At 58.0% G+C, this 20,242-nt stretch carries 19 protein-coding genes and 1 tRNA gene; 11 read left to right on the top strand and 9 right to left on the bottom strand.

What is annotated here, in order from left to right:
• Positions 1–142: 142 nt before the first annotated feature.
• Together H7B67_RS03995 and H7B67_RS03990 are read left to right on the top strand one after the other, a co-directional pair.
• Positions 143–1,255: a hypothetical protein gene (locus H7B67_RS03995; protein ID WP_185118495.1), complete on the top strand. Its 1,113-nt coding sequence runs from the start codon at positions 143–145 to the stop codon at positions 1,253–1,255.
• 107 nt (positions 1,256–1,362) lie between these two features.
• Positions 1,363–1,770, top strand: coding sequence for a hypothetical protein (locus tag H7B67_RS03990; protein ID WP_185118494.1), 408 nt, complete (start codon positions 1,363–1,365; stop codon positions 1,768–1,770).
• Between the two features lie 55 nt (positions 1,771–1,825).
• Here H7B67_RS03990 and H7B67_RS03985 read toward each other — a convergent pair whose 3' ends face one another.
• The 6 genes from H7B67_RS03985 to H7B67_RS03960 all read right to left on the bottom strand — a co-directional run bounded on the left by H7B67_RS03985 (position 1,826) and on the right by H7B67_RS03960 (position 10,532).
• Positions 1,826–2,710, bottom strand: coding sequence for a carbohydrate ABC transporter permease (locus H7B67_RS03985; protein WP_185118493.1), 885 nt, complete (start codon positions 2,708–2,710; stop codon positions 1,826–1,828).
• Positions 2,711–2,763: 53 nt separating this feature from the next.
• Positions 2,764–3,633 (bottom strand): carbohydrate ABC transporter permease, encoded by an 870-nt coding sequence (locus H7B67_RS03980; protein WP_185118492.1) that lies wholly within the window; start codon positions 3,631–3,633, stop codon positions 2,764–2,766.
• Positions 3,634–3,740: 107 nt separating this feature from the next.
• Positions 3,741–5,084, bottom strand: coding sequence for an extracellular solute-binding protein (locus H7B67_RS03975; RefSeq protein WP_185118491.1), 1,344 nt, complete (start codon positions 5,082–5,084; stop codon positions 3,741–3,743).
• 151 nt (positions 5,085–5,235) lie between these two features.
• Entirely contained in the window at positions 5,236–6,816 is a 1,581-nt protein-coding gene (locus H7B67_RS03970) for a response regulator (RefSeq protein ID WP_185118490.1), read from the bottom strand.
• Positions 6,813–8,582: a cache domain-containing sensor histidine kinase gene (locus H7B67_RS03965; protein WP_185118489.1), complete on the bottom strand. Its 1,770-nt coding sequence runs from the start codon at positions 8,580–8,582 to the stop codon at positions 6,813–6,815. The genes H7B67_RS03970 and H7B67_RS03965 overlap by 4 nt, the downstream gene beginning before the upstream one ends.
• A 33-nt stretch (positions 8,583–8,615) precedes the next feature.
• A complete protein-coding gene (locus H7B67_RS03960) occupies positions 8,616–10,532 on the bottom strand; it encodes a beta-N-acetylhexosaminidase (RefSeq protein WP_185118488.1) in 1,917 nt (638 codons plus the stop codon).
• A gap of 199 nt (positions 10,533–10,731) precedes the next feature.
• On the opposite strand from H7B67_RS03960, the gene H7B67_RS03955 reads away from it, so the two are divergent.
• The 8 genes from H7B67_RS03955 (at position 10,732) to H7B67_RS03920 (ending at position 18,132) form a co-directional block, all read left to right on the top strand.
• Positions 10,732–11,844 (top strand): amidohydrolase/deacetylase family metallohydrolase, encoded by a 1,113-nt coding sequence (locus H7B67_RS03955; protein ID WP_185118487.1) that lies wholly within the window; start codon positions 10,732–10,734, stop codon positions 11,842–11,844.
• Positions 11,810–12,913 (top strand): DgaE family pyridoxal phosphate-dependent ammonia lyase, encoded by a 1,104-nt coding sequence (locus tag H7B67_RS03950; RefSeq protein WP_185118486.1) that lies wholly within the window; start codon positions 11,810–11,812, stop codon positions 12,911–12,913. Before H7B67_RS03955 ends, H7B67_RS03950 begins: the two co-directional genes overlap by 35 nt.
• 1 nt (position 12,914) lies before the next feature.
• Positions 12,915–13,670 (top strand): 2-dehydro-3-deoxy-phosphogluconate aldolase, encoded by a 756-nt coding sequence (dagF, locus tag H7B67_RS03945; RefSeq protein WP_185118485.1) that lies wholly within the window; start codon positions 12,915–12,917, stop codon positions 13,668–13,670.
• Positions 13,663–14,679: a sugar kinase gene (locus tag H7B67_RS03940; RefSeq protein WP_185118484.1), complete on the top strand. Its 1,017-nt coding sequence runs from the start codon at positions 13,663–13,665 to the stop codon at positions 14,677–14,679. Before dagF ends, H7B67_RS03940 begins: the two co-directional genes overlap by 8 nt.
• 2 nt (positions 14,680–14,681) lie before the next feature.
• A complete protein-coding gene (locus H7B67_RS03935; RefSeq protein WP_185118483.1) occupies positions 14,682–15,404 on the top strand; it encodes a GntR family transcriptional regulator in 723 nt (240 codons plus the stop codon).
• Between the two features lie 383 nt (positions 15,405–15,787).
• On the top strand, positions 15,788–16,606 hold the full coding sequence (locus tag H7B67_RS03930) for a hypothetical protein (protein WP_185118482.1): 819 nt from the start codon (positions 15,788–15,790) through the stop codon (positions 16,604–16,606).
• The gene (locus H7B67_RS03925) at positions 16,603–17,199 is read left to right on the top strand and encodes a hypothetical protein (protein WP_185118481.1); all 597 of its coding nucleotides are present in this window, start codon (positions 16,603–16,605) and stop codon (positions 17,197–17,199) included. Before H7B67_RS03930 ends, H7B67_RS03925 begins: the two co-directional genes overlap by 4 nt.
• A 147-nt stretch (positions 17,200–17,346) precedes the next feature.
• On the top strand, positions 17,347–18,132 hold the full coding sequence (locus H7B67_RS03920) for a helix-turn-helix domain-containing protein (protein ID WP_185118480.1): 786 nt from the start codon (positions 17,347–17,349) through the stop codon (positions 18,130–18,132).
• 66 nt (positions 18,133–18,198) lie between these two features.
• On the opposite strand, the gene H7B67_RS03915 is transcribed toward H7B67_RS03920, so the two are convergent.
• A tRNA-Pro gene (locus tag H7B67_RS03915) sits at positions 18,199–18,275 on the bottom strand.
• Positions 18,276–18,444: 169 nt separating this feature from the next.
• Positions 18,445–18,603 carry a hypothetical protein gene (locus tag H7B67_RS03910; RefSeq protein ID WP_185118479.1) on the bottom strand — a complete coding sequence of 53 codons (159 nt, stop codon included), beginning with the start codon at positions 18,601–18,603 and terminating at the stop codon, positions 18,445–18,447.
• Positions 18,604–18,738: 135 nt separating this feature from the next.
• Between H7B67_RS03910 and H7B67_RS03905 the strand changes: the two genes are divergently transcribed.
• Complete coding sequence (locus tag H7B67_RS03905) at positions 18,739–19,149, top strand: DUF2203 domain-containing protein (protein WP_185118478.1); 411 nt, start codon at positions 18,739–18,741, stop codon at positions 19,147–19,149.
• Between the two features lie 46 nt (positions 19,150–19,195).
• On the opposite strand, the gene H7B67_RS03900 is transcribed toward H7B67_RS03905, so the two are convergent.
• Positions 19,196–20,194: a globin-coupled sensor protein gene (locus H7B67_RS03900; protein ID WP_185118477.1), complete on the bottom strand. Its 999-nt coding sequence runs from the start codon at positions 20,192–20,194 to the stop codon at positions 19,196–19,198.
• Positions 20,195–20,242: the final 48 nt, after the last annotated feature.

Raw genomic sequence — 20,242 nt, 5'->3', positions numbered from 1 at the left:
GGCCTTGTATTTTTCTAGGACGTTTAGCGTATTTTTAGGTAAAAACTCTTCCCCCTTGCAGGGCGTTAAGCTACAATTAACCTGCATTAATTAGATTGAATCACCTTTGATTCGGTTTTAAACACGAGGGGGAGAAATGATTTTGAAGAGAAGGTTTGCGCTAGTCCTGTCTTTGGTATTATCGATTGCATTCGTTTTGTCTGCCTGCAGCAGCGATTCGAAGTCGGCGTCGGAGAAGCTGCTCGACTCCATGGAGAAGTCGGCGGAGATTAAATCATACGGATTAAAGGGAAGCTTGGCCATCCAGGACCTGAATCTTCCGGAGGAAGTCATGCAGGAAGAGGGAGCCGCGGGCGCCCTGGGCCTTCTGCAGAACGCGGAGCTTAGCTGGACGGGCGCGTACCGCGCCGATCCGATGATGGTCGAGCTGAACATGAAGATCAGCATCAGCGGCGATCTGGCGATGTCCTTCCAGATTCCGATCGTCATGACGGAAGAGAAGATGTGGCTCAAGGTTCCGAATATTCCGATGCTCGGCCTTCCGGAAGACATCGTCGACAAGTTCGTCGAATTCGATCTGAAGGAGCTCGCGGAGCAGCAAGGCACGGAAATTCCGTCCACGATGGACGTCGGTCTGCTGACGAAGTTCGCTAACGACCTTTACGCGATCGTCTTTAAGCACATCGACGAGAAGACTTATCTGTCCAGCAAGAGCGTCAAGGATGCGGGAATCCCGTCCGACGCCGGCGTGAAGAGCGTCGTTCAGCTTCACGTGACGCAGGATCAAGTCGAGCCGCTCGTCAACACGATCATCAAGGATATCGCTCCGGAAGTCATCGAGCTGCTGGCCTCTAACGAAGAGTACCGCAACATGCTGCAGCTGGAGACGGGAGATCTGGACGAGGCGAAGAAGTCGCTGGAAGAGACGACGGACGCCGACGTGAAGGACGCGATGACAGAGTTCAACAGCGCGGTCAAGTCGCTGGACGCCGTAGCCAACTTCGGCATCGACGACAAAGGCTACGCCAGCTACACCGATATGGTCGTGAAGGCCGAGATCGAGGATAACGGTCAATCCGGCAGCGGTACGATCAAGGTCGTGTCCCAGATGTCCGACATCAATGCCGACCCGAAGTTCGAATACGGCGAGCCTAAGGCCGAAGATATCGTTCCTATGGAAGACCTTATGGCTATGTTCGGCGGCTACATGGGCGAGGATCTCGGAACCGAGTTCGAGACCGAGTCCGGACTGTAAGATTTATATTGAAAAGCTGAGGAGGCTCTCGCCCGTTCCGCCAAGGAACGGCGGGAGCCTTCGTTGCAATCGCGGAAGAAGATTCCTATAGGAGGGGGAATGGGGCTATGGCAGCAAGGAGGAAAATCGGGATTCCGGCGGCGCGCAGCGGCAAATGGCTCCTCTGGGGAGCGTGCGGGCTGGTTCTCTACTCCGCGCTTCTAATGACGATCCGTTTCGGCATCCTCGGACAAGTATTCACCTTCGCTCTCGCGTTCCGCTTCGTTCTGCTAGGAGGCGCGCTGGCGCTGGTGTCCGCCTTGGCGGGATGGCTCGGAGCAAGGCTTCTGTCGCTTGCATTCGCGGCAGGCGTGCTGGCGGGTTTGCTTGCCATGGTCTTCTACGTCACAAAGGATGCGGACGGGTGGGAGGATCTGGTCAGTCTGCTGACCTTCCTGGAGCTATCGATGGCAGGGTTGGCGCTCGGGATCGTGGCCGAGCTAGTCGCGCTGGCGATCCGCAAGCGGAGAAGATAAGAGGCAAGAGGGCCGGACCGCATGCCGCGGTTCGGCCCTTCGCTATGGCGTCGATTTACCCTTTCACCGACCCGGCGACCATTCCCTTCATGATCTGCTCTTGGAAGATCAAGTAGACGATGATGGTCGGGATGACGGCGATCGCCATGGCGGCGGTCGTCAGGCTGTAGTCGGTGCCGTACCCGTCGGAGAAGATCGACAGGCTGAGCGGCAGCGTCTTCAGCGACTGGTCGTTGATGAACACGAGGGCGAAGGCGAAGTCGTTCCAGAATCTCAGGAAGCCAAGGATGAAGACGGTAGCCATCGCCGGAACGGCAAGCGGCATGATGATGCGGAAGAACGTGCCCCAGTAGCCGTTGCCGTCGATCATGGCCGCTTCCTCGAGATCCTTCGGCACCGAGGTCAGGTAGGCGGCCACGACGAAGATGGCGACGGGCAGCTCGAAAGCCGTGTAAGGCAGAACGAGCGAGGCGTACGTGTCCAGGATGCCGATCTTGTTCATCATGATGAACAAGGGAACGAGCGTGCTGTGGATCGGGATGAGCATGCCGATGACGAACAGCGACATGAGAATCCCCTTGAAGCGAAACTCCAGGCGCGAAAGGATGTAAGCCGTCAGAGTTCCGAGAAACAGCGTCAAGACGATCGAGCTTACGGTGACAATCACGGAGTTGACGAACGCGGTGCCGAGATCGGCGATCTCCCACGCTCGCTTGTAATTGTCGAAATTCCAGGTCGTCGGCAGGGCGAACGGCTTGCCGAAGAACTCCTGGTTGGTCTTGAACGAGCTGATGAACAGCCAAACGAGCGGATACAGCGTCAGCAGCGCGTAAACGAGAAGCAGAACGTTCCCGATCCACGACCACTTCGGCTTGAGGAAGCGGGAGAGAGGGGCGCGGTCCGCATCGAGGGCCAGGCCGCCGTCGGTCGTTATCTTCATGTCGGTCCTCTCTTTCTCGGAGGGGCGGCCCTAGTCGCAGCCGCCGTTCCGTCTTACTTGCGTCGCATGAGCAGCTGGCTGCCGAGCACCAGGATCATGCTGATGACGATAATCAAGGTAGAAACCGCGGAGCCGTAGCCGTAGCGGAAAACTTCGAAGGTATTGTTGTACATATAAGTAGCGAGCAGCTCGGTCGATTGGGCCGGACCGCCTCCCGTCATCACGAAGATGAGGTCGAAGGCCTTGAGGCTGCCCGAGATGCAAAGCACGATCGCCACCTTGATCGTGTCCCAGATCATCGGAATGACGATCAGGTAGAGCCACTTGCCGCCTACGGCCCCGTCGATCTTGGCGGCGTCCTCGATCTCGGACGAGATGTTCTGGATCGCCGAGATAAATAGAATCAGGTAAGGGCCGATATTCGCCCAGATCACCGGGACGCTGACGGAGTACATGTTAATGCCGGGATCGCCCAGCCAGTCCCGAATCCAAGATTCGAGGCCGAACGTATCGAGGATGAAATTCAGAATGCCGATCTGAGGATGGTAGATGTACCCCCAGATCATGCCGATGACGACGCTCGCCACCACCATGGGCATGAACACCGCCGAACGGACGAACCTTTGGAAAAGGGTGCTTTTGCGCAGGATCAGAGAAAGAACGAGCGCGATGGGCAATTGGCCGCCGATGGAAGCGACGACGATGATGAGGTTGTTCTTCAGCGCGCGCCAGAAGATCGGGTCTCGGAGCGCTTCCGCATAGTTGTCGAAGCCGATGAAGGTGGAGGCGCCGATCCCTTTCCAGCTGAAAAATCCGTAATAAGCGGACCAGAAAATCGGGATGAGCACGAACACCGCATAAATGAGCAGGGCGGGCAGAAGCCCGATTATGATGAACGTCCTGAGACGGCCTGAGATCGTCATGGCCGGCCTCCTTTCCGAGCTTGCGCTTAAGGGCGTCTTGATGCGTCGGGAGAGAAGGGGCGCGGATTCGCTCCCCGCATTCCTTCTCTCCCGCTAGTGAGGCTGCCTTATTGGCTGAGAGCCTGCGCTTGCGCGTCTTGAAGCTTCTGGGCGATGTCCTCCGGCTTGCCGCCGAGCAGCAGGTCTTGCAGGCCGTTGTTGATGACGTCGGCTGCGGCAGAGGTCAGGTAAGCGTCGTACACCGGCGTCAGCTTGACGGACTTGAACAGATCGAACGCTTTGTAGAACAGCGGGGTAACGATGGATGCGTCCGGCTCGACGTTGTAGTTGACGACGGAGTTGCTGTTGACGATCGCCTGCATGCCTTCCGGCCCGCTGACCGCATAGATCAGCTCCAGCGCCGCGTCAAGCTTCGCGCCCGTCGCTTCCTTGCTCAGAGCGAGGCCGCCGCCCGCGCCGCCGGAGATCGAGTTCGGGTCGCCTTTGCCGCCGGGAACGGAAGGAAGGACGGTCACTTCGACTTGATCCAGCTGCTCCTGCGTGCCGGTTGCCGCCATGTTCGTCAGAGCCCAGGAGCCGTCGATCATCATGGCTGCCTTGCCTTCGATGAAGTATTGCTCCATCTGCGTGTTGTCCAGGCTGTTCGCGCCCGTCTGGAACGCCTTCGCGTCGGAGAGATCCTTGAAGAGCTGCAGAGCTTGAACGAACTCGGGGTCGGTAAACTTCGCTCCGTCCTGGCTGGACGCCTTAAGGAACCAATCGGTGCCGGTCACGCGATCCGCGAGAGAAGACAGGATGCTCGATTGGGCGAGCCAAGCGGCCTTGTTGCCGAGCGAGATCGGAGTGATTCCGTTGTCGTTGAACGTCTTCACCGCGGCCATCAATTCTTCCCAAGTCGTCGGGACCTTCACCTGATATTTATCGAACAGGGACTTGTTGTAGAAAAACAAAGAGGTTGCCGAGCCGCTCAGAGGAGTCGCGTACACTTGGCCGTCGAAGGACAGGCGGTCGAGCGCTCCCTCCATGAAGTTGTTTTTCCATTCCGGATATTTGTCGAGCAGAGGCGTGATCGGTTGGATCAGGCCGCCGTCGTAGAACTCCTGGATCGAGGTGCCGGATTGCGTGAAGAACACGTCGGGCATCTCGCCCGCGGCCGCTACCGTCTTCAGGCGCTGGCGATAGCCGTCCGGCGGAATGGCTTGCGCGTCCAGCTCGATCTCCGGGTGGGCTTCCTTGAACTTGTCGATCTGAGCCCGGACGGCCTTCGCCCGCAGATCGTCGCCGGAGAAGTTATGCCAGATGGACAGCTTCACCTTCTCGGCGGAAGCGGCGGAGCCGGACGAACCGGAAGGAGCTGCGGTATTGCCGTTAGAGGAATTGTCTCCGCAAGCGGATAACGCGGCCGTCGCGGCCAACGCCATTGCGGTTAAAGCGATCGTTTTTTTTCTCATATCAAGATACCCCTCCTCCATGAATGTATTTTTAGTATAGGGGCCGTTCCCGTGCCGTTGTAGGGGAGGACTTCCGGTTGCATGGTAGGTATTCTTCAGTTTGTGAGCGCTTTAGGGAGAGAAAGTTCGGAAAATGACGATGTAAGAGTTTTCAACGTGTTAAGTAATCTGACATTATTCGATATTCCGAAGGCGTGCGCCCCATCGTCTTCTTGAACTGCTGGCTGAAGTACTTGATGTCCTCGTAGCCAACCTCCCCGGCTACTTCGCTTATCTTCTTCTGGGTGGACAGGAGGATGTTCGCGGCCCGTTCCATTCGTTCCCGCGTGACGAATTCCATGTAGCTCTGTCCAGTCTCCTTCTTGAACACTTCGCTGAAATGGTTGGGGTTGACGTGCACGAACCCGGCCACCTGCTGCAGGGTCAGATGCCGATCGAGATGATGCCGAATATACGCGATCGCCCGATGCACGTAAGAGTAGCGCCCGGCGCCGACGCGGTCGTGGAACTCGCTCAACACGGCGAGCAGCAGCTTGAACAGCTCGTCCTCGAGCCTCACTCCAGGGTGGAAAGAGAACGCGGGCACGCCTCCGCCGGCCGCCTCCGCGGCGTTCTCCCCCGCCCGGTCCAGCCATCGGTGGGCGGCGATCACGACCGATTGCAAGAAGGCCGTCACCGATGCCGGAGTCGCGTCCGGATCGAGAAGCCGTTCCTGCACGAGATCGTTCGTCCACGCGCGCAGCTTGGCCGTATCGCGGTTCATCAGCAGCGCCGACAGCTCGTTCTCTTCCTTGGCGGAGCAGACCGTGCGGCCTCCCCTGCGTGCGCTCATATCTTTGGATTCGAAGAACCCTCCTTCGGAGAAGATCAGGCGGTAGGAGAAAGCCCGATCCGCCTCCTCGTAAGAGCGCCGAAGCTCGGCCAGCGCCGATGCGGGCTCTCCCGCGGCCGCGAAGATCTCGCGCTTGAGCGATTCCTTCATCCGGGAAATCGCCTTGCCGAGGCGGCTCCCTTCGGACCAGCCTTCTCCGGCGCGGAACACGACGACGATGCGGTCTCCCTTGCGGAGCGTCACGCACGGAAGCAGCTCGCGCAGCTGGCTCTCCGCGGCTTCCAGCATCAGCTCGGCGAAGCGATCGTCGCCCCACCTGGAAGCTCCGACGATCATGACGCGCATCGGCAGCAGCACCCCGTCCGGTCCCGTCTTCGCCGCTCCGTTCTCTTCAAGCCAGGCCAGGACCGGATCGAACCCCGGAGCGGGAACGGTCTGGCGCTTGCCTCCCCCGGCGAGCAGCTCTTCGAACCATTGATTGCGCAGCGCGGCGACCTGCACGGCTTCCTGCTTCAGAACCTCCCACTTCGCCAGCAGGTTGCGCTTGGCCTTCATCGCCGCCATGATGATCTCCTCCGGACCGCTCGTCTTGAGCAAATAGTCCGTCACGCCTTCGCGCAGCGCCTGTTGGGCATAACCGAAGTCGTCGTATCCCGTCAGAATGACGATCTCGGTATCCGGCAGCCGCGCTTTGATCTCCTTGGCGAGCTGAATCCCGTCCATTCCCGGCATGCGGATGTCGGTCAGAACGATGTCCGGGCGTTCGTCCGGAATGCGCTCCAGCGCTTCCTCGGCGGACTCCGCGGGCGGCAGCAGAGTCATGCCGAGCTCCTGCCAGTCGATGACGGTGCACAAGCCGGTGCGGATGATCACTTCGTCGTCGATTATCATCACTTTCATGCGCGTTCCTCCAATATCGGGATTTCAAAGGAGATTCGAGTCCGTATGCCCGGTTCGCTGTCGATCGAGAGTCCGGCGGAGCTGCCGTAATGAAGCTGCAGACGCCGATGCACGCTTCGCAGGCCGTAGCCCGAGCGTCCGGACCGCACGGTGTCTTCCGCCGCTTCGTCCGGCGCGTTCAGATGCCTTCGGAGCTTCCGCAGCTTGTTCGCTTCGATGCCCGTGCCCGTATCCTCGACCGCGAAGGCGATATGGTCGCCGCGGAGCTCGCCGTAGACGAACAGGCAGCCTTGGCCCTTAAGCTTCTGAAGGCCGTGCATGATGCTGTTCTCGATGAGCGGCTGCAGCAGCAGCTTGAGCATCGTCTTGTCGTGCAGCTCAGGGTCGATGAAGAAGGCCGAATCGAATTTGTCCGGGAACCGCTTGGACATGATGCGAATGTAGTTCTGGGCGTGGGCCACTTCCTGCTGCACCGCGCACATCTCCTTGCCTTCGTTCAAGCTGAACCGAAGGAAATCGCTAAGGGCGCCGACCATCTCGGCGGTTGGCTTGTCCTTGTTCATTAAGGCGGTCCAGTGGATGGAAGAGAGCGTGTTGTATAGAAAATGGGGATTGATCTGCGCTTGAAGCGCCTGGATGTCGGCTTCTTTTTTCTTCGCCTCGTTCTCTTGAAGCTGCGTCTTCAATCGTTGGATCCGGTCGCTGAGCTTGTTGTAGCTGTGGAGCAGCATGCCGATCTCGTCCGAGGTCTTCACTTCGATTCTCGTAATCGGCTCGTCCGGGTTGAGGTCCTTCAGCTTCTTCGTGATTTTGCTGAGCGGTCGGGTAACCCAGGTGATAAAATACAGCACGAGCGCGCCGGCGAACACCGCGGCGAGGCCGATGGCATAGGCGGTCAGCGTCAGCACGTACTTGTTCTGGGCGGTGTAGATCTGGGTCGGGATGACGCCGACGAGCTTCCAGCCCAAGGTGGGCAGCGTGTAATAGAGGAGCGTGTTGCTCTCCCCGTCCTCCGAGACGGTAGCGACTCCCTCGTTGTCCTTCAGGAAGTCGATATCGGGAAGCGTCTGACCCGTAGAGCCGGTATTGGCGGAGGGAGAGGCGACCGTCCGGCCTTCGTCGTCGACTAGCCAGATATGACCGCTCGCGTTCCAGCCCGCGTCCTGCAGCATTCGCCTCACCTCGGGAATGTCGACGCTGATCGAGAGCTCGCCGATGCGCTTGAACTTGCTTAAGTCCCGGATCGGGCGAACGAGCGAGAATACCTCGGCCACGCCGTCGTCCGTCGTCTGGTTCTCGTAGGGCGGAGTCCACCACTTCTCGTCCATGGAGTGCTCTTCGGCGTAGGATTGCTGCAGGGCGGGCAGCCCGGAGTGCAGCACCGTCGTGTTCGACAGGGCGGGGAAGCCTTTGGCCGAGGTGATCGTGATATTGGAGATGTAAGGTTTGGAAGAAGCCAGGTTCATGAGGAAGGCGACGTTCTGCGAATAGAGGGCGTAGTCCTCGCGGTCGCGATCGAGGTAGGACTGGATGTCCTTCTGGCCGATGATAAAGACCGACATCGTATCCACGTCGCTCATCAGAAAATCGAGCTTCTCGGATACTTGCCGAAGCGTGTTCATGCCGGACTCCTTCTCGATCTTCTCCGTAAGGTTGGAAGCGATCCGGTAAGACACGACGCCGGTGGCCAGAAGCGGCGTGATGACCGCTACCAGGATCAGAAGGGACAGCTTGCTCTTAAGAGATTGCTTAAACCATAGGGTCAATATCCCACGCCTTTCCATGAACTTTCTTGCTGCTTAGAACGGGTTGATCACATGGAAAAACACGTTCGGAGAGGCCATCCGGTAGTAATAGCTGCACCACCCGACGCCTCGATTGTTGAAGCGGTTGGCCGAGCTGTAGACCAGCCGTTCCTGTTCGAGCTCCTCGATCGCTTCAATGCGTCCATCGACGTAATCGAGGATACGCAGGGCTGCCGTATCAAGTCGGCTAAGCACGCCGCCGTAACGGATATCGATCACTTCCCAGCCGAAAGGCTTAAACATTCTAAGCCATTGAGCGCGGTGGGCGGCGCGCAGCTCGCGTACGGCCGACGCGATAGCCGGAAGATCCTCCTCCGCTATCCTCCTCAGTTCCTTGCGGTCTCCTGCGTCGTAGGCGCGCTTCAGCCGAATGCCGATCTCGCTCTTGGTCTTCAGGACGGCGCACAGCTTCTCCGGCACCTCGAAGATATAGTCAAGGTCGGCGTCCGGTCGGCGGGCCTGGCGGATTCGGCTTTCTAGCTTCCCGTAATGCGCCTCGAGGGCCAAGCCTTCGATCTGTTTGTCGAACAAGCCGAGCAGCACGTCCTGGTAGAGCAGGAACTTGGACGGATTGCTCTGCTTGCGGTTGTTCGGCTCGGAGCCGGGCACCTCGTCGAGACCGCTCAGAAGAAGAAAGGCGGAAGCGTCGATGCCCGTGCAGAGCTTCGCCCGCTCGGCGATTCGTTCCCGGGACGGGGCTTCCTCCGAATAGGCATGCTCCGCGTAGAGCTGCAGGCCGAGCAGGGCCGCGAACGGGTTGCCCTCGTTGCCGTCGTCTCCCCACATCGTCGCGTACACCTCGCGAATGCCTTCCTTCTTGCATGCCCGCAGAGCGACGTCGGAGGCATTCAGGGACAAGCCGTAATTCACGCCGAACGTATTGAAGATCCATACCGCGCCTGCGAAGACGAGGTTGCAGCCGAGCGGTCGGTGCTTGGCGATGAGCCGCTCGTAATCCTCGGGCTCCGTATGGACGTAATCCCAATATACCATGCTGACGTCCTTGGGGATGCGGCTGGCCATCTCTTCGGGGATCGTCGTGTCGGCTTCGTAATAGTCGGCCCCGCTGCCCGAAGCCAGCTTCAGGAACATATCGCTCCACATGAGCGGCTCGAGCCCCCGGCGCCGTACGGCGTCCAGCACCGTTCGCAGGTGCTCCGTCATGATCTCGAAGCGGCTCTCGTACCCGTTGCGATCCAAGTACTTGCCGCGGCCGAGCTCCTCCGCCTCATCCATGCCGATGTGGATCCGCCGGCTGCGGAACGGGGCGCTGGCGCTCTCGATCATCCGCTCCACGAGGAGGGCGGTCCGTTCCCCTCCGACGAGAAGCGCTCCCTTCGTGTCCCGGTATGGCAGAGCGGCCTCCCACTTGAGGAATTCCTCCAGGTGGGCGAGCGTCTGGATGCTGGGGAACGCTTCGATGCCGAATTGATCGGCATAATCGTCGATTTCCTTTAGCTCCTCCCGAGAATAACGGCCTCTCATATAGCCGAAGTACGGCTCTCCCTCGATCTCGTAGGTATCCTCCATGTACAGCATGACGGTGTTCATGCCCATGAGGGCAAGCTTGTTCAGCATGCGCTTGAAGCCGTCCACCGTGAACACGGCATTGCGGGACAAGTCGAACATGGGGCCGACCCGGTCGAATTGCTGCGTCTCGCGAAGGTTCCATAAGTCTTCGTCTCCCGCATGTTGCGCAAGGAGTCCCAACCCGCGGTAAAATTGATGCTTGAGCTCGTAGCGGACGTACAGCCCGCCTTCCTCGCGGCCGACCTCCAGCCCGCCCGGCGCTTGTTCGACCCTAACCCGGACAGCCTCCTTCTCCGCCGCGATCTTCCATCCCAGCTCTTGCTCCAGGCAGCGAATGCCCGGCTGCAGCGAGGTTACTTCTCCTTCGAATCTCCATTTCATAGGAATGGGCCCCTTTCGGTCATGGAATTGTCTCTTTCTAACGAATCATGAGTCGTGATGATATCTAACCGTCGCACAATGGTTAAACATTATAATGTTATATTGTATTTTTTGTTTTCTATGCTATCTTAAGAAATAGGCGAAAGCAATACTGCAATTTGCATTTCAGAACAAACGACATAAGCAGGTGATTCGACAAATGAAAGAAAGATTGCTTCTGCGCAACTTTCGGCTCCTAAACCGAAGGCTCGCGGATATCGCGATCGAGGAAGGCCGGATCGCCGAAGTGACGGAAGCGGGGAAGGGGACAGGGACGCGAGTGATCGAAGGCTCGGGCTCCTACGTGTCGAGCGGGTGGATCGATCTGCACGTCCATGCTTTTCCCGAATTCGACCCCTACGGGGACGAGATCGACGAGATCGGCGCGAAGCAGGGAGTGGCAACGATCGTCGATGCCGGAAGCTGCGGCGCGGACCGGATCGGGGAGCTGGCCGAGAATGGCAGGAGGGCCAAGACGAACCTGCTCGCTTTCCTGAACGTTTCCCGTATCGGGCTCAGCCGGATCGACGAGTTGTCGAGGCTGGAGTGGATCGACGGGGAGGCCGCGATTCAGGCCGCGAAACGGTTGCCGGATTTCGTCGTTGGTCTTAAGGCGCGCATCAGCCGGAGCGTCGTCGGAGGGAACGGCGTAGAGCCGCTCCGCATGGCGCGCGCCTTGTCCGAAGCGGCGGATCTGCCCCTTATGGTCCATATCGGCTCCGGCCCGCCAAGCATCGAGGAGATCGTGCCGCTGCTCGTGAAGCGGGACATCATCACCCATTATCTCAATGGCAAAGAGAACAATCTGTTCGACGCCGAAGGCAAGCCTCTTCAAGTGCTGTTGGACGCCATTCGGAGAGGAGTGCGTCTTGACGTGGGGCACGGCACGGCCAGCTTCTCGTTCCGCGCGGCCGAGGCGGCGAAGAGCCACGGCATCGGACTGCATACGATCAGCTCCGATATCTATCGAGGCAACCGGTTGAACGGGCCGGTATACAGCCTTGCCAACGTCATGACGAAATTCCTCTACCTCGGCTATCCGCTGGAAGAAGTGGTCGCGGCGGTTACGTCGAATGCGGCGGACTGGCTGGAGCGGCCGGAGCTCGGCCGGATTCGGGTCGGGGACGTCGCCCATCTGACGCTGTTCTCCGTCCGGAACGAGCCGGTCGTCTTGACCGATTCCGAAGATGAGGTACGCATGGCAAGCGAACGAATCGAACCCAAAGGAGTGGTCGTGAATGGCGAATACGTGGAATGCGAAGATCGGGCTTAAGCGGGTCATAAACGCCAGCGGGAGAATGAGCATCCTGGGGGTGTCGGCCCCGACGGATACCGTCATGGAAGCGATGAAGCGCGGGGGCCAGAGCTATGTCGAGATCTCGGATCTCGTCGACAAGGCCGGGGATTACATCGCGAATATTCTCGGCTCGGAGGCGGCGGTCGTCGTGAATTCCGCTTCGAGCGGCATCGCGCTCTCGGTTGCGGGCCTTGTCACTCAAGGAGATCGGCGTCTGAGCGTTAAGCTGCACCAGGAGCCGATAGCGAAGAACGAGATCGTCATGCTGAAGGGTCACAACGTTCAGTACGGAGCTCCGGTCGAGACGATGGTCTACTTGGGCGGAGGCAAGGTCGTGGAAGTCGGCTACGCCAACGAAGGCAAAGCCGAGCATATCGAGGACGCCGTAGGCGAGCGAACGGCCGCCATCCTGTACGTCAAGTCGCATCACTCGGTGCAGAAGAACATGATCTCCATGGAAGAGACTTGGGAGATCGCGCGCCGCCTGGGCGTGCCGCTTATCGTGGACGCAGCCGCCGAAGAAGACGTCCGCAAGTACGTGAAGTGCTCGGATCTGGCCATCTACAGCGGCTCCAAGGCGATCGAGGGCCCGACGACGGGCATCGTGGCCGGGAAGAGAACCTACGTGGAATGGGTAAAGACGCAGCTGCACGGCATCGGCCGAAGCATGAAGGTCGGCAAGGAATCGACGTTCGGCTTGCTTCAGGCGTTGGACGAATATATGGTAAAGGAAGACACGAGCGAGCGGGAGCGGAAGGCGCTCGAGACGCTGCTGACGCTTGGCGAGCTGGATGGCGTATCGGTGGCGATCGTGCAGGACGAGGCGGGACGCGCCATCTATCGCGCCCGAGTCCGGATCGACGCGGAACGGGTAGGGAAGAACGCCATTCAGTTCGCATCCGAGTTGCAAAACGGCGAGATCGCGATCTATACGCGCGACTACGGCGTTCGCCAGGGCTACTTCGACATCGACCCGCGTCCGCTCCAAGGCGACGACATAAGCATCATCGCATCCCGAATTCGAGAGCTGGCAGGAGGACAATGACATGGCAAGCTTACAGAAGCGTCTCTATAAGAACCGCGCGGCCCTGAACGTACTCGCGGGAAGCATCGCCAACGCGAAGGAAGTGTTCGAAGCGGCGGAAGGCCACGTGCTCGTCGGCGTTCTGTCCAAGGACTACCCGACGGCGGAGGAAGCCGTTCGGGCGATGAAGGAATACGGGGCGGCCATCGACGACGCGGTGTCGATCGGCCTCGGGGCGGGCGACAATCGCCAAGCCGCCGTCGTGGCGGAGATCGCGAAGAGCTACCCGGGCAGCCACATCAACCAGGTTTTCCCCGCGGTGGGCGCGACGCGAGCGAACTTGGGCGGCCAAGAGAGCTGGATCAACAGCCTCGTCTCTCCGTCCGGGCGTCCCGGGTATGTCGCGATCTCGACCGGACCGTTCAGCGCGGCGCTGGACGAACCTGCGATCGTGCCGGTGCGGGCGGCGATCGCCCTCGTTCGCGACATGGGCGGCAACGCTTTGAAGTATTTTCCGATGAATGGCTTAAGCCGGGAAGACGAATACCGCGCCGTGGCCGCGGCGTGCGCCTCCGAAGGCTTCGCGCTGGAGCCGACCGGCGGCATCGACATGGCGAACTTCGAGCCGATCCTGCGCATCGCGCTTGAGGCCGGCGTGCCTCAGGTCATTCCTCACGTGTACTCGTCCATCATCGATAAGGAGACGGGGGCGACGAGGCCGAAGGACGTCCGCGAGCTGCTCGCCATCCTGAAGAAATGGGTCGATCATTATGCCTAAGAGAATCGCCGCGTTCGGAGAAGTCATGATGCGACTTCAGGTGCCCGGCTACGATCTGCTATCGCAGTCAAGCACGCTGCAATACTCGTTCTCCGGCACCGGAGTGAACGTCGTCTCGGCGCTGACGAGATTCGGGCACGCCGGCTATCTCGTCACCACGCTGCCTGCGAACCCGCTCGGCGACGCGGCGGCCGCCCACCTTCGCCGGTTGGGCGTGTCGACGGACTTCGTTCGCCGGGAAGGCCCTTACCTTGGCATGTACTTCCTCGAGAACGGCTTCGGGGCAAGACCGAGCCGCGTCACCTACTCGAACCGGCTGGAGAGCAGCTTCAACGCGGCGCCGGAGGGAGCGTACGATTGGGAAGCGGTCGCGTCGACGGCCGATGCCATGCACTTCTGCGGCATCGCGCTCGCGATGAACGACACGGTCCGCGGTCACATGGCGGCGCTGGCGCGAGCGGTCAAGAAGAAGAGCGGCAAGGTCGTCTTCGACTGCAACTACCGGCCCTCCCTCTGGGGAGAGGGGGGCTACGCGAAGGCCAAGCCCCACTATATCGAGATGCTCGGCCTCGCGGACCTCGTCCTGATGAACGAGAAAGACGCCATTCACATCCTGGGGATGGAGACCGGCCAAACGGAGCGCAAGGACCAGCTGACCGAGCTGATTCCGGCCGTGGCGGAACGGTTCGGCATCTCGGCGATTGCCGGCACTCACCGTTCCGTGAACGGAGACAACACGCATTCGCTCGAAGGCTACTTGTTCAAGGAAGGGTCGTTCGCCTTCTCCCGGAAGCTAACCTTCTCCGTCTATGATAGAATTGGAGCGGGAGACGCCTACGCCAGCGGAATTCTGCACGGGGAGCTGTCCGGCTATGCGCCGGACCGGACCGTAGCCTTCGCCGCGGCGGCCGCGCTGCTGGCGCATACGGTGTCGGGCGACACCCCGATGTCCTCCGAAGCCGACATTCGTCGCGTCATGGAGGAATCGGCAAGCGATATAGAAAGGTAGAGATGGCGACCGTGAATCTGTCCCGCCGCAAGCGGCCCTTATATCTGCAAATCAAAAATATCCTGAAGGACCGGATCCTGCACGGCCAGTATCCGCTCGATACGAATATCCCTTCCGAGCCCAGGTTGGAAGAGGAGTTCGGCGTGAGCAAGATAACGGTCCGCAACGCGATCAAGGAGCTCGTCGCGGAAGGCTATCTGGAGCCGAGCAGCGGCAAGGGGACGAAGGTTGTCCGCAACACCTCGACGGCCAAGCGTTCGACCTGGAAGAGCTTCACGGAGCTGCTCGTGGAGGAAGGTCACCGGATGCAGAAGCGGCTCCTCAGCTCCGAGCTGGCGACCCACGAGCCCGAATCGGCTCCGCATCGGTTGTTCGGAGACGAAGGCCTGCGCGTGGAACGGCTGTACCTGCTGAACGGCGAGCCCTACATCTACTACGTTCATTATTTGCCCTCACACCTGGCGACAGCGGACTTGTCCGCGCTCGGCGATCATTCGCTTTACGGCTTCCTCGAGGAGAACGACATCGAGCTCGCCAACTTTCGCGACGAGTTCGCGGTCGCAACGGCTCCGCCCCGCATCGAGGAGGCTCTGGGCCTGCCCCCCGGCACTCCGCTGCTCCGAAGGCTGCGGTATTCCTACGACGATACGGGAGAAGTGGTCGAATACAGCGAAGGGTTTTATCATACGGCCATGCAGCCTTACGTCGTTCATTTCGGCGTTTAACGAAGGGCGTCCGGAGCTTCCGGGCGTCTTTTTCATTTTTTAACGGAAATGAAAGCCTCTATTTGTGCTCAAAATGGCTTTTTATCATTCTAACGGAACCACGGGCCCTTATTTTGGCCGAGCTCCCCAATTTTGATGGCAATTAGCCTAATTAAAGGCGCTCAGTTCCGTTAGACTGCAGAGACGGGCTTTTGGAACGAAATAAGGGCTCTCATTTCCGTTAAAGCGGGTTCTGGCAACAAAGTTCGGGTGCTGTGAAGAAGAGCTGGAGTAAGGCGCTTTTTTGAACTGTTATAATAATTCCATAAACTTGAAACAACTCCCATTCCATCGCGTTATAATCTATATCGGCGAACGGAGAACGACGGAATGGGGGCACCGAGTTGAGAATCAAAGCCATCTATGGCCTTATTGCGGGAGTTATTCTGATTAGTTGGATAGGAAACTTCTGGTATTATGAGTCCAATAAGCTCCCTAGCCCGGGGTTTTTGCGGCACTATGTCGAGATGATGGCCATTCCCTTTTCCCCGATCGAACTCTTGTACGTAGCGAATAACGACGACGAACGCAAGCCTGTGAACGTTCAGATCGACGAGCTTCCGGAGCTGAGATTCGATCCCTTGCAAGTCCACCAGGAGCTGCGAAGGCAGACGATTTACGTTTTAAGGGGCTACATCCAAGAAGACGCCATGACGGAACGGACCGCGAAGGAGCCGCTTCGTCTTCGCACGGCAACCGTGTATTACAACGACGGCAGCGTAAGAGACGAAGAGATCGGCGAGATCGTCGTTTATCGCGAGGCTTGGCCTCTGGACACGTCCGTCGATTCCCCGATCGCCATGATGTCATCCGGCAACTCGAGCGGCAACGAAGGCTTCTCGACCGTCAAGGCAGAACGGCCGGTACGGCTGGAAGGAGTCGCTTCGGCATTGCTTGATCGGCTAGGGGCTGCCTTTCAATACGAGATCGAGACGGACTCCAGCGGAGCGGAGCTAAGCGAAGGACAGTCGGTTAAGCTGAGTTACCGGTTTCGTTTGAGCCAGGAAGACCGGATGAACGTCTACAGGCTGCTGCTCAAGGAAACATTCGTCGAGCCTAATGGGGAGAAATACGAATACACCGTCTTTGCGAACTATCTGCCTTATCCGTCGGAGTCGGAGATGCGCGCTTATGTCCGCGAAGAGAGGAGAGGCGGCGAATGAAGAGAGCTTTTGCTCAAGTGGCTTGGGGGCTTATCTTTACGCTCGTCAATATTCGCATTAACGGCTTCGATCTTCTGCACGACCTAATCGGGTACGTTCTGATCCTGGCAGGGCTCTCGAAGCTTAGTCGGCATCATAGAGGGTTTAGAATCGCTTTGCCGGTCGCCTGGATTCGGTTCGTATTGACGATTGCTGCGCTCTTTGGAGTGCGATACGAGGTGTCACTGACACGCGGCGAAAGTCCGGACATCGGGACGATTAGCTTAACGGCTTTGGCGATGGTCGTCGAATTGGTGCTCTTCTACGGAATTTGCGATGGCATTCGAGGGATGGCGCTTGAGAAAGGGAAGAAAGCCATTGCATCGAGGGCGGGCAGCTTATGGAGATGGTCGTTTGCGCTGGGCGCGCTCTTGCTGTTCTGCATGCCATTCCAACTCAACTATATACTAGGCGAAATATGGCCTATCCTCATGCTGTTTGCGCTCGGTTTGTTGGTGACTCATCTGCTGCTGATCTTCCTGCTGTTTAGAGCGGGGCGAGTGTTCGGGAATTATGGGGGCGCAGGTTCGGATGGGGAGACGGTAGGTACATGATGGTCCAAATTCAGCCTTCTCCGCTGCATTGCATCCAAAATTACGCAATGGCAACCGTATGTGGCGCAAACGCAACCTCAAGGATATCGTATCGACTCCGATGTTTTTTTATTATTAAGGCATCAGAAAGCAAAGGAGAGCAAGCTCATGTCATTTAGCGAAAAATTGCTGCAGCTGCGTAAAGAAAAGGGTTACTCCCAAGAAGCGTTGGCGGAAAAGCTGAATACGACCAGACAGGCAGTCAGCAAGTGGGAGAACGGACAAGGATTCCCCGAGACCGAGAAGCTGCTTATGATCGGCAATCTATTCGAGGTGTCCATCGATTATTTATTAAAGGAAACCGAGGCGAAGGGCAGCCGCGAAGAGCGCGGGTATTATGTCAGCCAAGAGATGGCGGAGGGATATTTGAGCCATCAGCAAAGGTCGTCCAATCGAATTGCGTCGGGCGTATGCCTGCTAATTCTGGCATGCTTGCCGTATTTAATGTTTCGACAGGAGCCCGCCGTTTATTCCATCCTTATCATTTTGTTGGCGGCGGCCGGCATCGTCGTCCTCGTGTCCGCCATCCTGAAGGACGAGGAACGGTACCATGTGCTGGAGAAAGAAGCTCTTCTGCTGGATCAAGGTTATGTGAAGCAATTGACGGAACGTTTGAATCGATTGAAGGGACGGTACGCAGCCGTGGTCATCGTCGGGGCCGGCATGGTGGCGATAGGCGGAATGGCTTTTTTGCTGGAGAAAAAGGGGATTTCCGAAGGAGCCTTGATCCCTTATTTTCCGGTCTGCGTCGTATTAATCGCCATAGGCGCATATGTAATCCTTAGGGCATCTACGCTATGGTCCTCCTATCATCTGCTGATCGACAATGAGAAGCATATGAATCGAAGGAATGGAGGCTTCTGGAGAAAAGTCAGGAAAAAGCTGATCGATTAGATAGCTTGGCATTTGGCAAAAACAAAAAGAAGCCCTGAAATTCAGGGCTTCTGTCATTATTATGGATGGTCGAGACGACAGGATTTGAACCTGCGACCTCTTGCTCCCGAAGCAAGCGCTCTACCAAGCTGAGCCACGTCTCGATACGTCGCTGTGTTAAGCGAACGTTTAGTAGTATAGCACAGGTTCGCATATAAATAAAGAGCTTTATCTATCCAAAAGCCTATCCAAATTCAACCGTCCTTCTATCCGTTTACCAGTCGTCAAGAACGGCAGGAAGCCCGGCCTCGGGCGGAGGCTCGGGCTCCCGGATTATTGCTGCTCTTCTTGCACGGAAGACGCATTCTGCTCGAATGCTTCCGCCGCTTCTTCAGCGGAGAATTCCGTATCCTCTTCGCCTGGAACGGGCAAGCGGTTAAGCTTCGTCGTTTGAACTTCCGCCTTAGACGGGTTGTTATGCGAGTTGGTCACGGGTACACCTCCTTTGCCTTCCTTAGATTTCCACCGTTAGGCTGAATTATTCTTCGACTTAGGACCCAATTCACCGGTGGAAAATGGAATTCGGTCTCGTCTTCGAGTACACTAAGGGGGAGGAGTGGATGCCAAATGACAAAACGGTTCACGCCTGAGGAAGCGAACGCGCTGCTGCCCGAACTCCGAAGCAATCTGCTTCAGCTGAAAGGCATCATGAGCGAATATGAAGAAAGATATATGGAATTGCAGAAAATGAAAGCTTCGACGGATATGATCTCCACGAGAGGCGGAAGCGGAGGCTCGCGGTTTTTCGAGGAGGAAGGAAGACTGGACTTCATGAGCATGGAGATCGATTTGCTCGTGGAGAACTTCAAGCGCCAAGGCGTTTATCTGAAAATGATCAATCCGGGCTTGATCGACTTTCCCGCTTTATTGGAGGAGAGGGAGGTTCTACTCTGCTGGAAGGAAGGCGAGGAGCGCGTGTCCCACTACCATAGCTGGGAGGACGGCTTCCGCGGCCGCAAGCCATTGCCGGAAGGATAACGTATAACAAGCCCGCGATCCGATTCGCGGGCTTGTTTGTTAGCCGTTATTGGAGCTTCTCCAGCTCTTCCGTCACCTGTTCGATCATCCGTACAAAGTCGAGCAGCTCTTGAGCGCCGAGGGCTTGCTCCGAAGAGTAGGTCGACACATGCTGGGATTGCTGCTTGACCCCGGTCAGCAGCTTGTTGATCTGTTTAAGCTTGTTATCAATGGCCACCGAAGAATCCTTCGATTGGCTCGCCAGCTTTCGCACCTCGTTCGCGACCACCTCGAAGCCTCTGCCTTGCTCCCCGGCTCTTGCCGCCTCGATAGCGGCATTCAGCCCAAGAATATGGGTCTGATCGGCCACGTAACGAATCATGCCGCCCAGCTCTTCGATCGAGGCCACCTCGTTCGCCATGCTCACCATGCCCTCGTGAGCTTGCCGTTGGCTCTCGGCGGTACGGCTGGCGCTGTCGGCTACCTTGCGGCTGTTGTCGGACAGCTGGGCCATCATTGAAGCCAGCTCTTGAATAGCGGCCGCGACCCCCAAATGCATCTCTCTTTGTTTGTCGAGCAACTGCTGGATTTTCCCCTTCTCATCCTTTTCATAGGCTTCAAGGACCAACTGGGAATCGAGATTGAACATCTTGGACAGCGCCTGAACGACGGGTTGCCACTGGTCGGGCAGCACCTCGGACAAGCGGGCGGTCGCCAGATCCAAATACAGCACGTACGTGCCCAGGTACCAGTTGGTGGTCAGCCCGATCCGGGAGTGGATCCTTCCGACGTGAAGACGCTTCCGAATATACTCCTCATCCAGTACCCCATCGGCCATGGACAAGAAGTACCACCTCTGCGTCTCTTTAAGCCTATCGATCGAACTAAACTTCTCAATAATCGACAATAGATCGGGCTGCTTGACTATTTGGTCGTACAGTTGCTCGACCAAATCTTCGACAATAGTGCCGAACTCGGCGGCTTTGCCGGACAGGAGAGCCAAGTCTTTCTCCCCGATGCCAATATACCGAACCTGCCGCTCTCTTTCGTTGCTTAAGTTGATCAATACCTCAGCGCCTTTTTTATAGAAATAGCCTCGTAACGGAAATTGGAA

Origin of the sequence: Cohnella thailandensis (genome assembly GCF_014212135.1) — a bacterium.
GTDB classification, from domain to species: domain Bacteria; phylum Bacillota; class Bacilli; order Paenibacillales; family Paenibacillaceae; genus Cohnella; species Cohnella thailandensis.
This window is presented reverse-complemented; position numbering and strand designations above follow the sequence as displayed.

What these genes read in the sequence shown, in the direction of transcription:
- H7B67_RS03990 (WP_185118494.1), top strand. Translation starts at nt 1,363, where the DNA reads ATGGCAGCAAGGAGGAAAATCGGGATTCCGGCGGCGCGCAGCGGCAAA.
- H7B67_RS03985 (WP_185118493.1), bottom strand. Translation starts at nt 2,710, where the DNA reads ATGAAGATAACGACCGACGGCGGCCTGGCCCTCGATGCGGACCGCGCC.
- H7B67_RS03980 (WP_185118492.1), bottom strand. Translation starts at nt 3,633, where the DNA reads ATGACGATCTCAGGCCGTCTCAGGACGTTCATCATAATCGGGCTTCTG.
- H7B67_RS03975 (WP_185118491.1), bottom strand. Translation starts at nt 5,084, where the DNA reads ATGAGAAAAAAAACGATCGCTTTAACCGCAATGGCGTTGGCCGCGACG.
- H7B67_RS03970 (WP_185118490.1), bottom strand. Translation starts at nt 6,816, where the DNA reads ATGAAAGTGATGATAATCGACGACGAAGTGATCATCCGCACCGGCTTG.
- H7B67_RS03960 (WP_185118488.1), bottom strand. Translation starts at nt 10,532, where the DNA reads ATGAAATGGAGATTCGAAGGAGAAGTAACCTCGCTGCAGCCGGGCATT.
- H7B67_RS03955 (WP_185118487.1), top strand. Translation starts at nt 10,732, where the DNA reads ATGAAAGAAAGATTGCTTCTGCGCAACTTTCGGCTCCTAAACCGAAGG.
- H7B67_RS03950 (WP_185118486.1), top strand. Translation starts at nt 11,810, where the DNA reads ATGGCGAATACGTGGAATGCGAAGATCGGGCTTAAGCGGGTCATAAAC.
- dagF (WP_185118485.1), top strand. Translation starts at nt 12,915, where the DNA reads ATGGCAAGCTTACAGAAGCGTCTCTATAAGAACCGCGCGGCCCTGAAC.
- H7B67_RS03940 (WP_185118484.1), top strand. Translation starts at nt 13,663, where the DNA reads ATGCCTAAGAGAATCGCCGCGTTCGGAGAAGTCATGATGCGACTTCAG.
- H7B67_RS03935 (WP_185118483.1), top strand. Translation starts at nt 14,682, where the DNA reads ATGGCGACCGTGAATCTGTCCCGCCGCAAGCGGCCCTTATATCTGCAA.
- H7B67_RS03925 (WP_185118481.1), top strand. Translation starts at nt 16,603, where the DNA reads ATGAAGAGAGCTTTTGCTCAAGTGGCTTGGGGGCTTATCTTTACGCTC.
- H7B67_RS03920 (WP_185118480.1), top strand. Translation starts at nt 17,347, where the DNA reads ATGTCATTTAGCGAAAAATTGCTGCAGCTGCGTAAAGAAAAGGGTTAC.
- H7B67_RS03905 (WP_185118478.1), top strand. Translation starts at nt 18,739, where the DNA reads ATGACAAAACGGTTCACGCCTGAGGAAGCGAACGCGCTGCTGCCCGAA.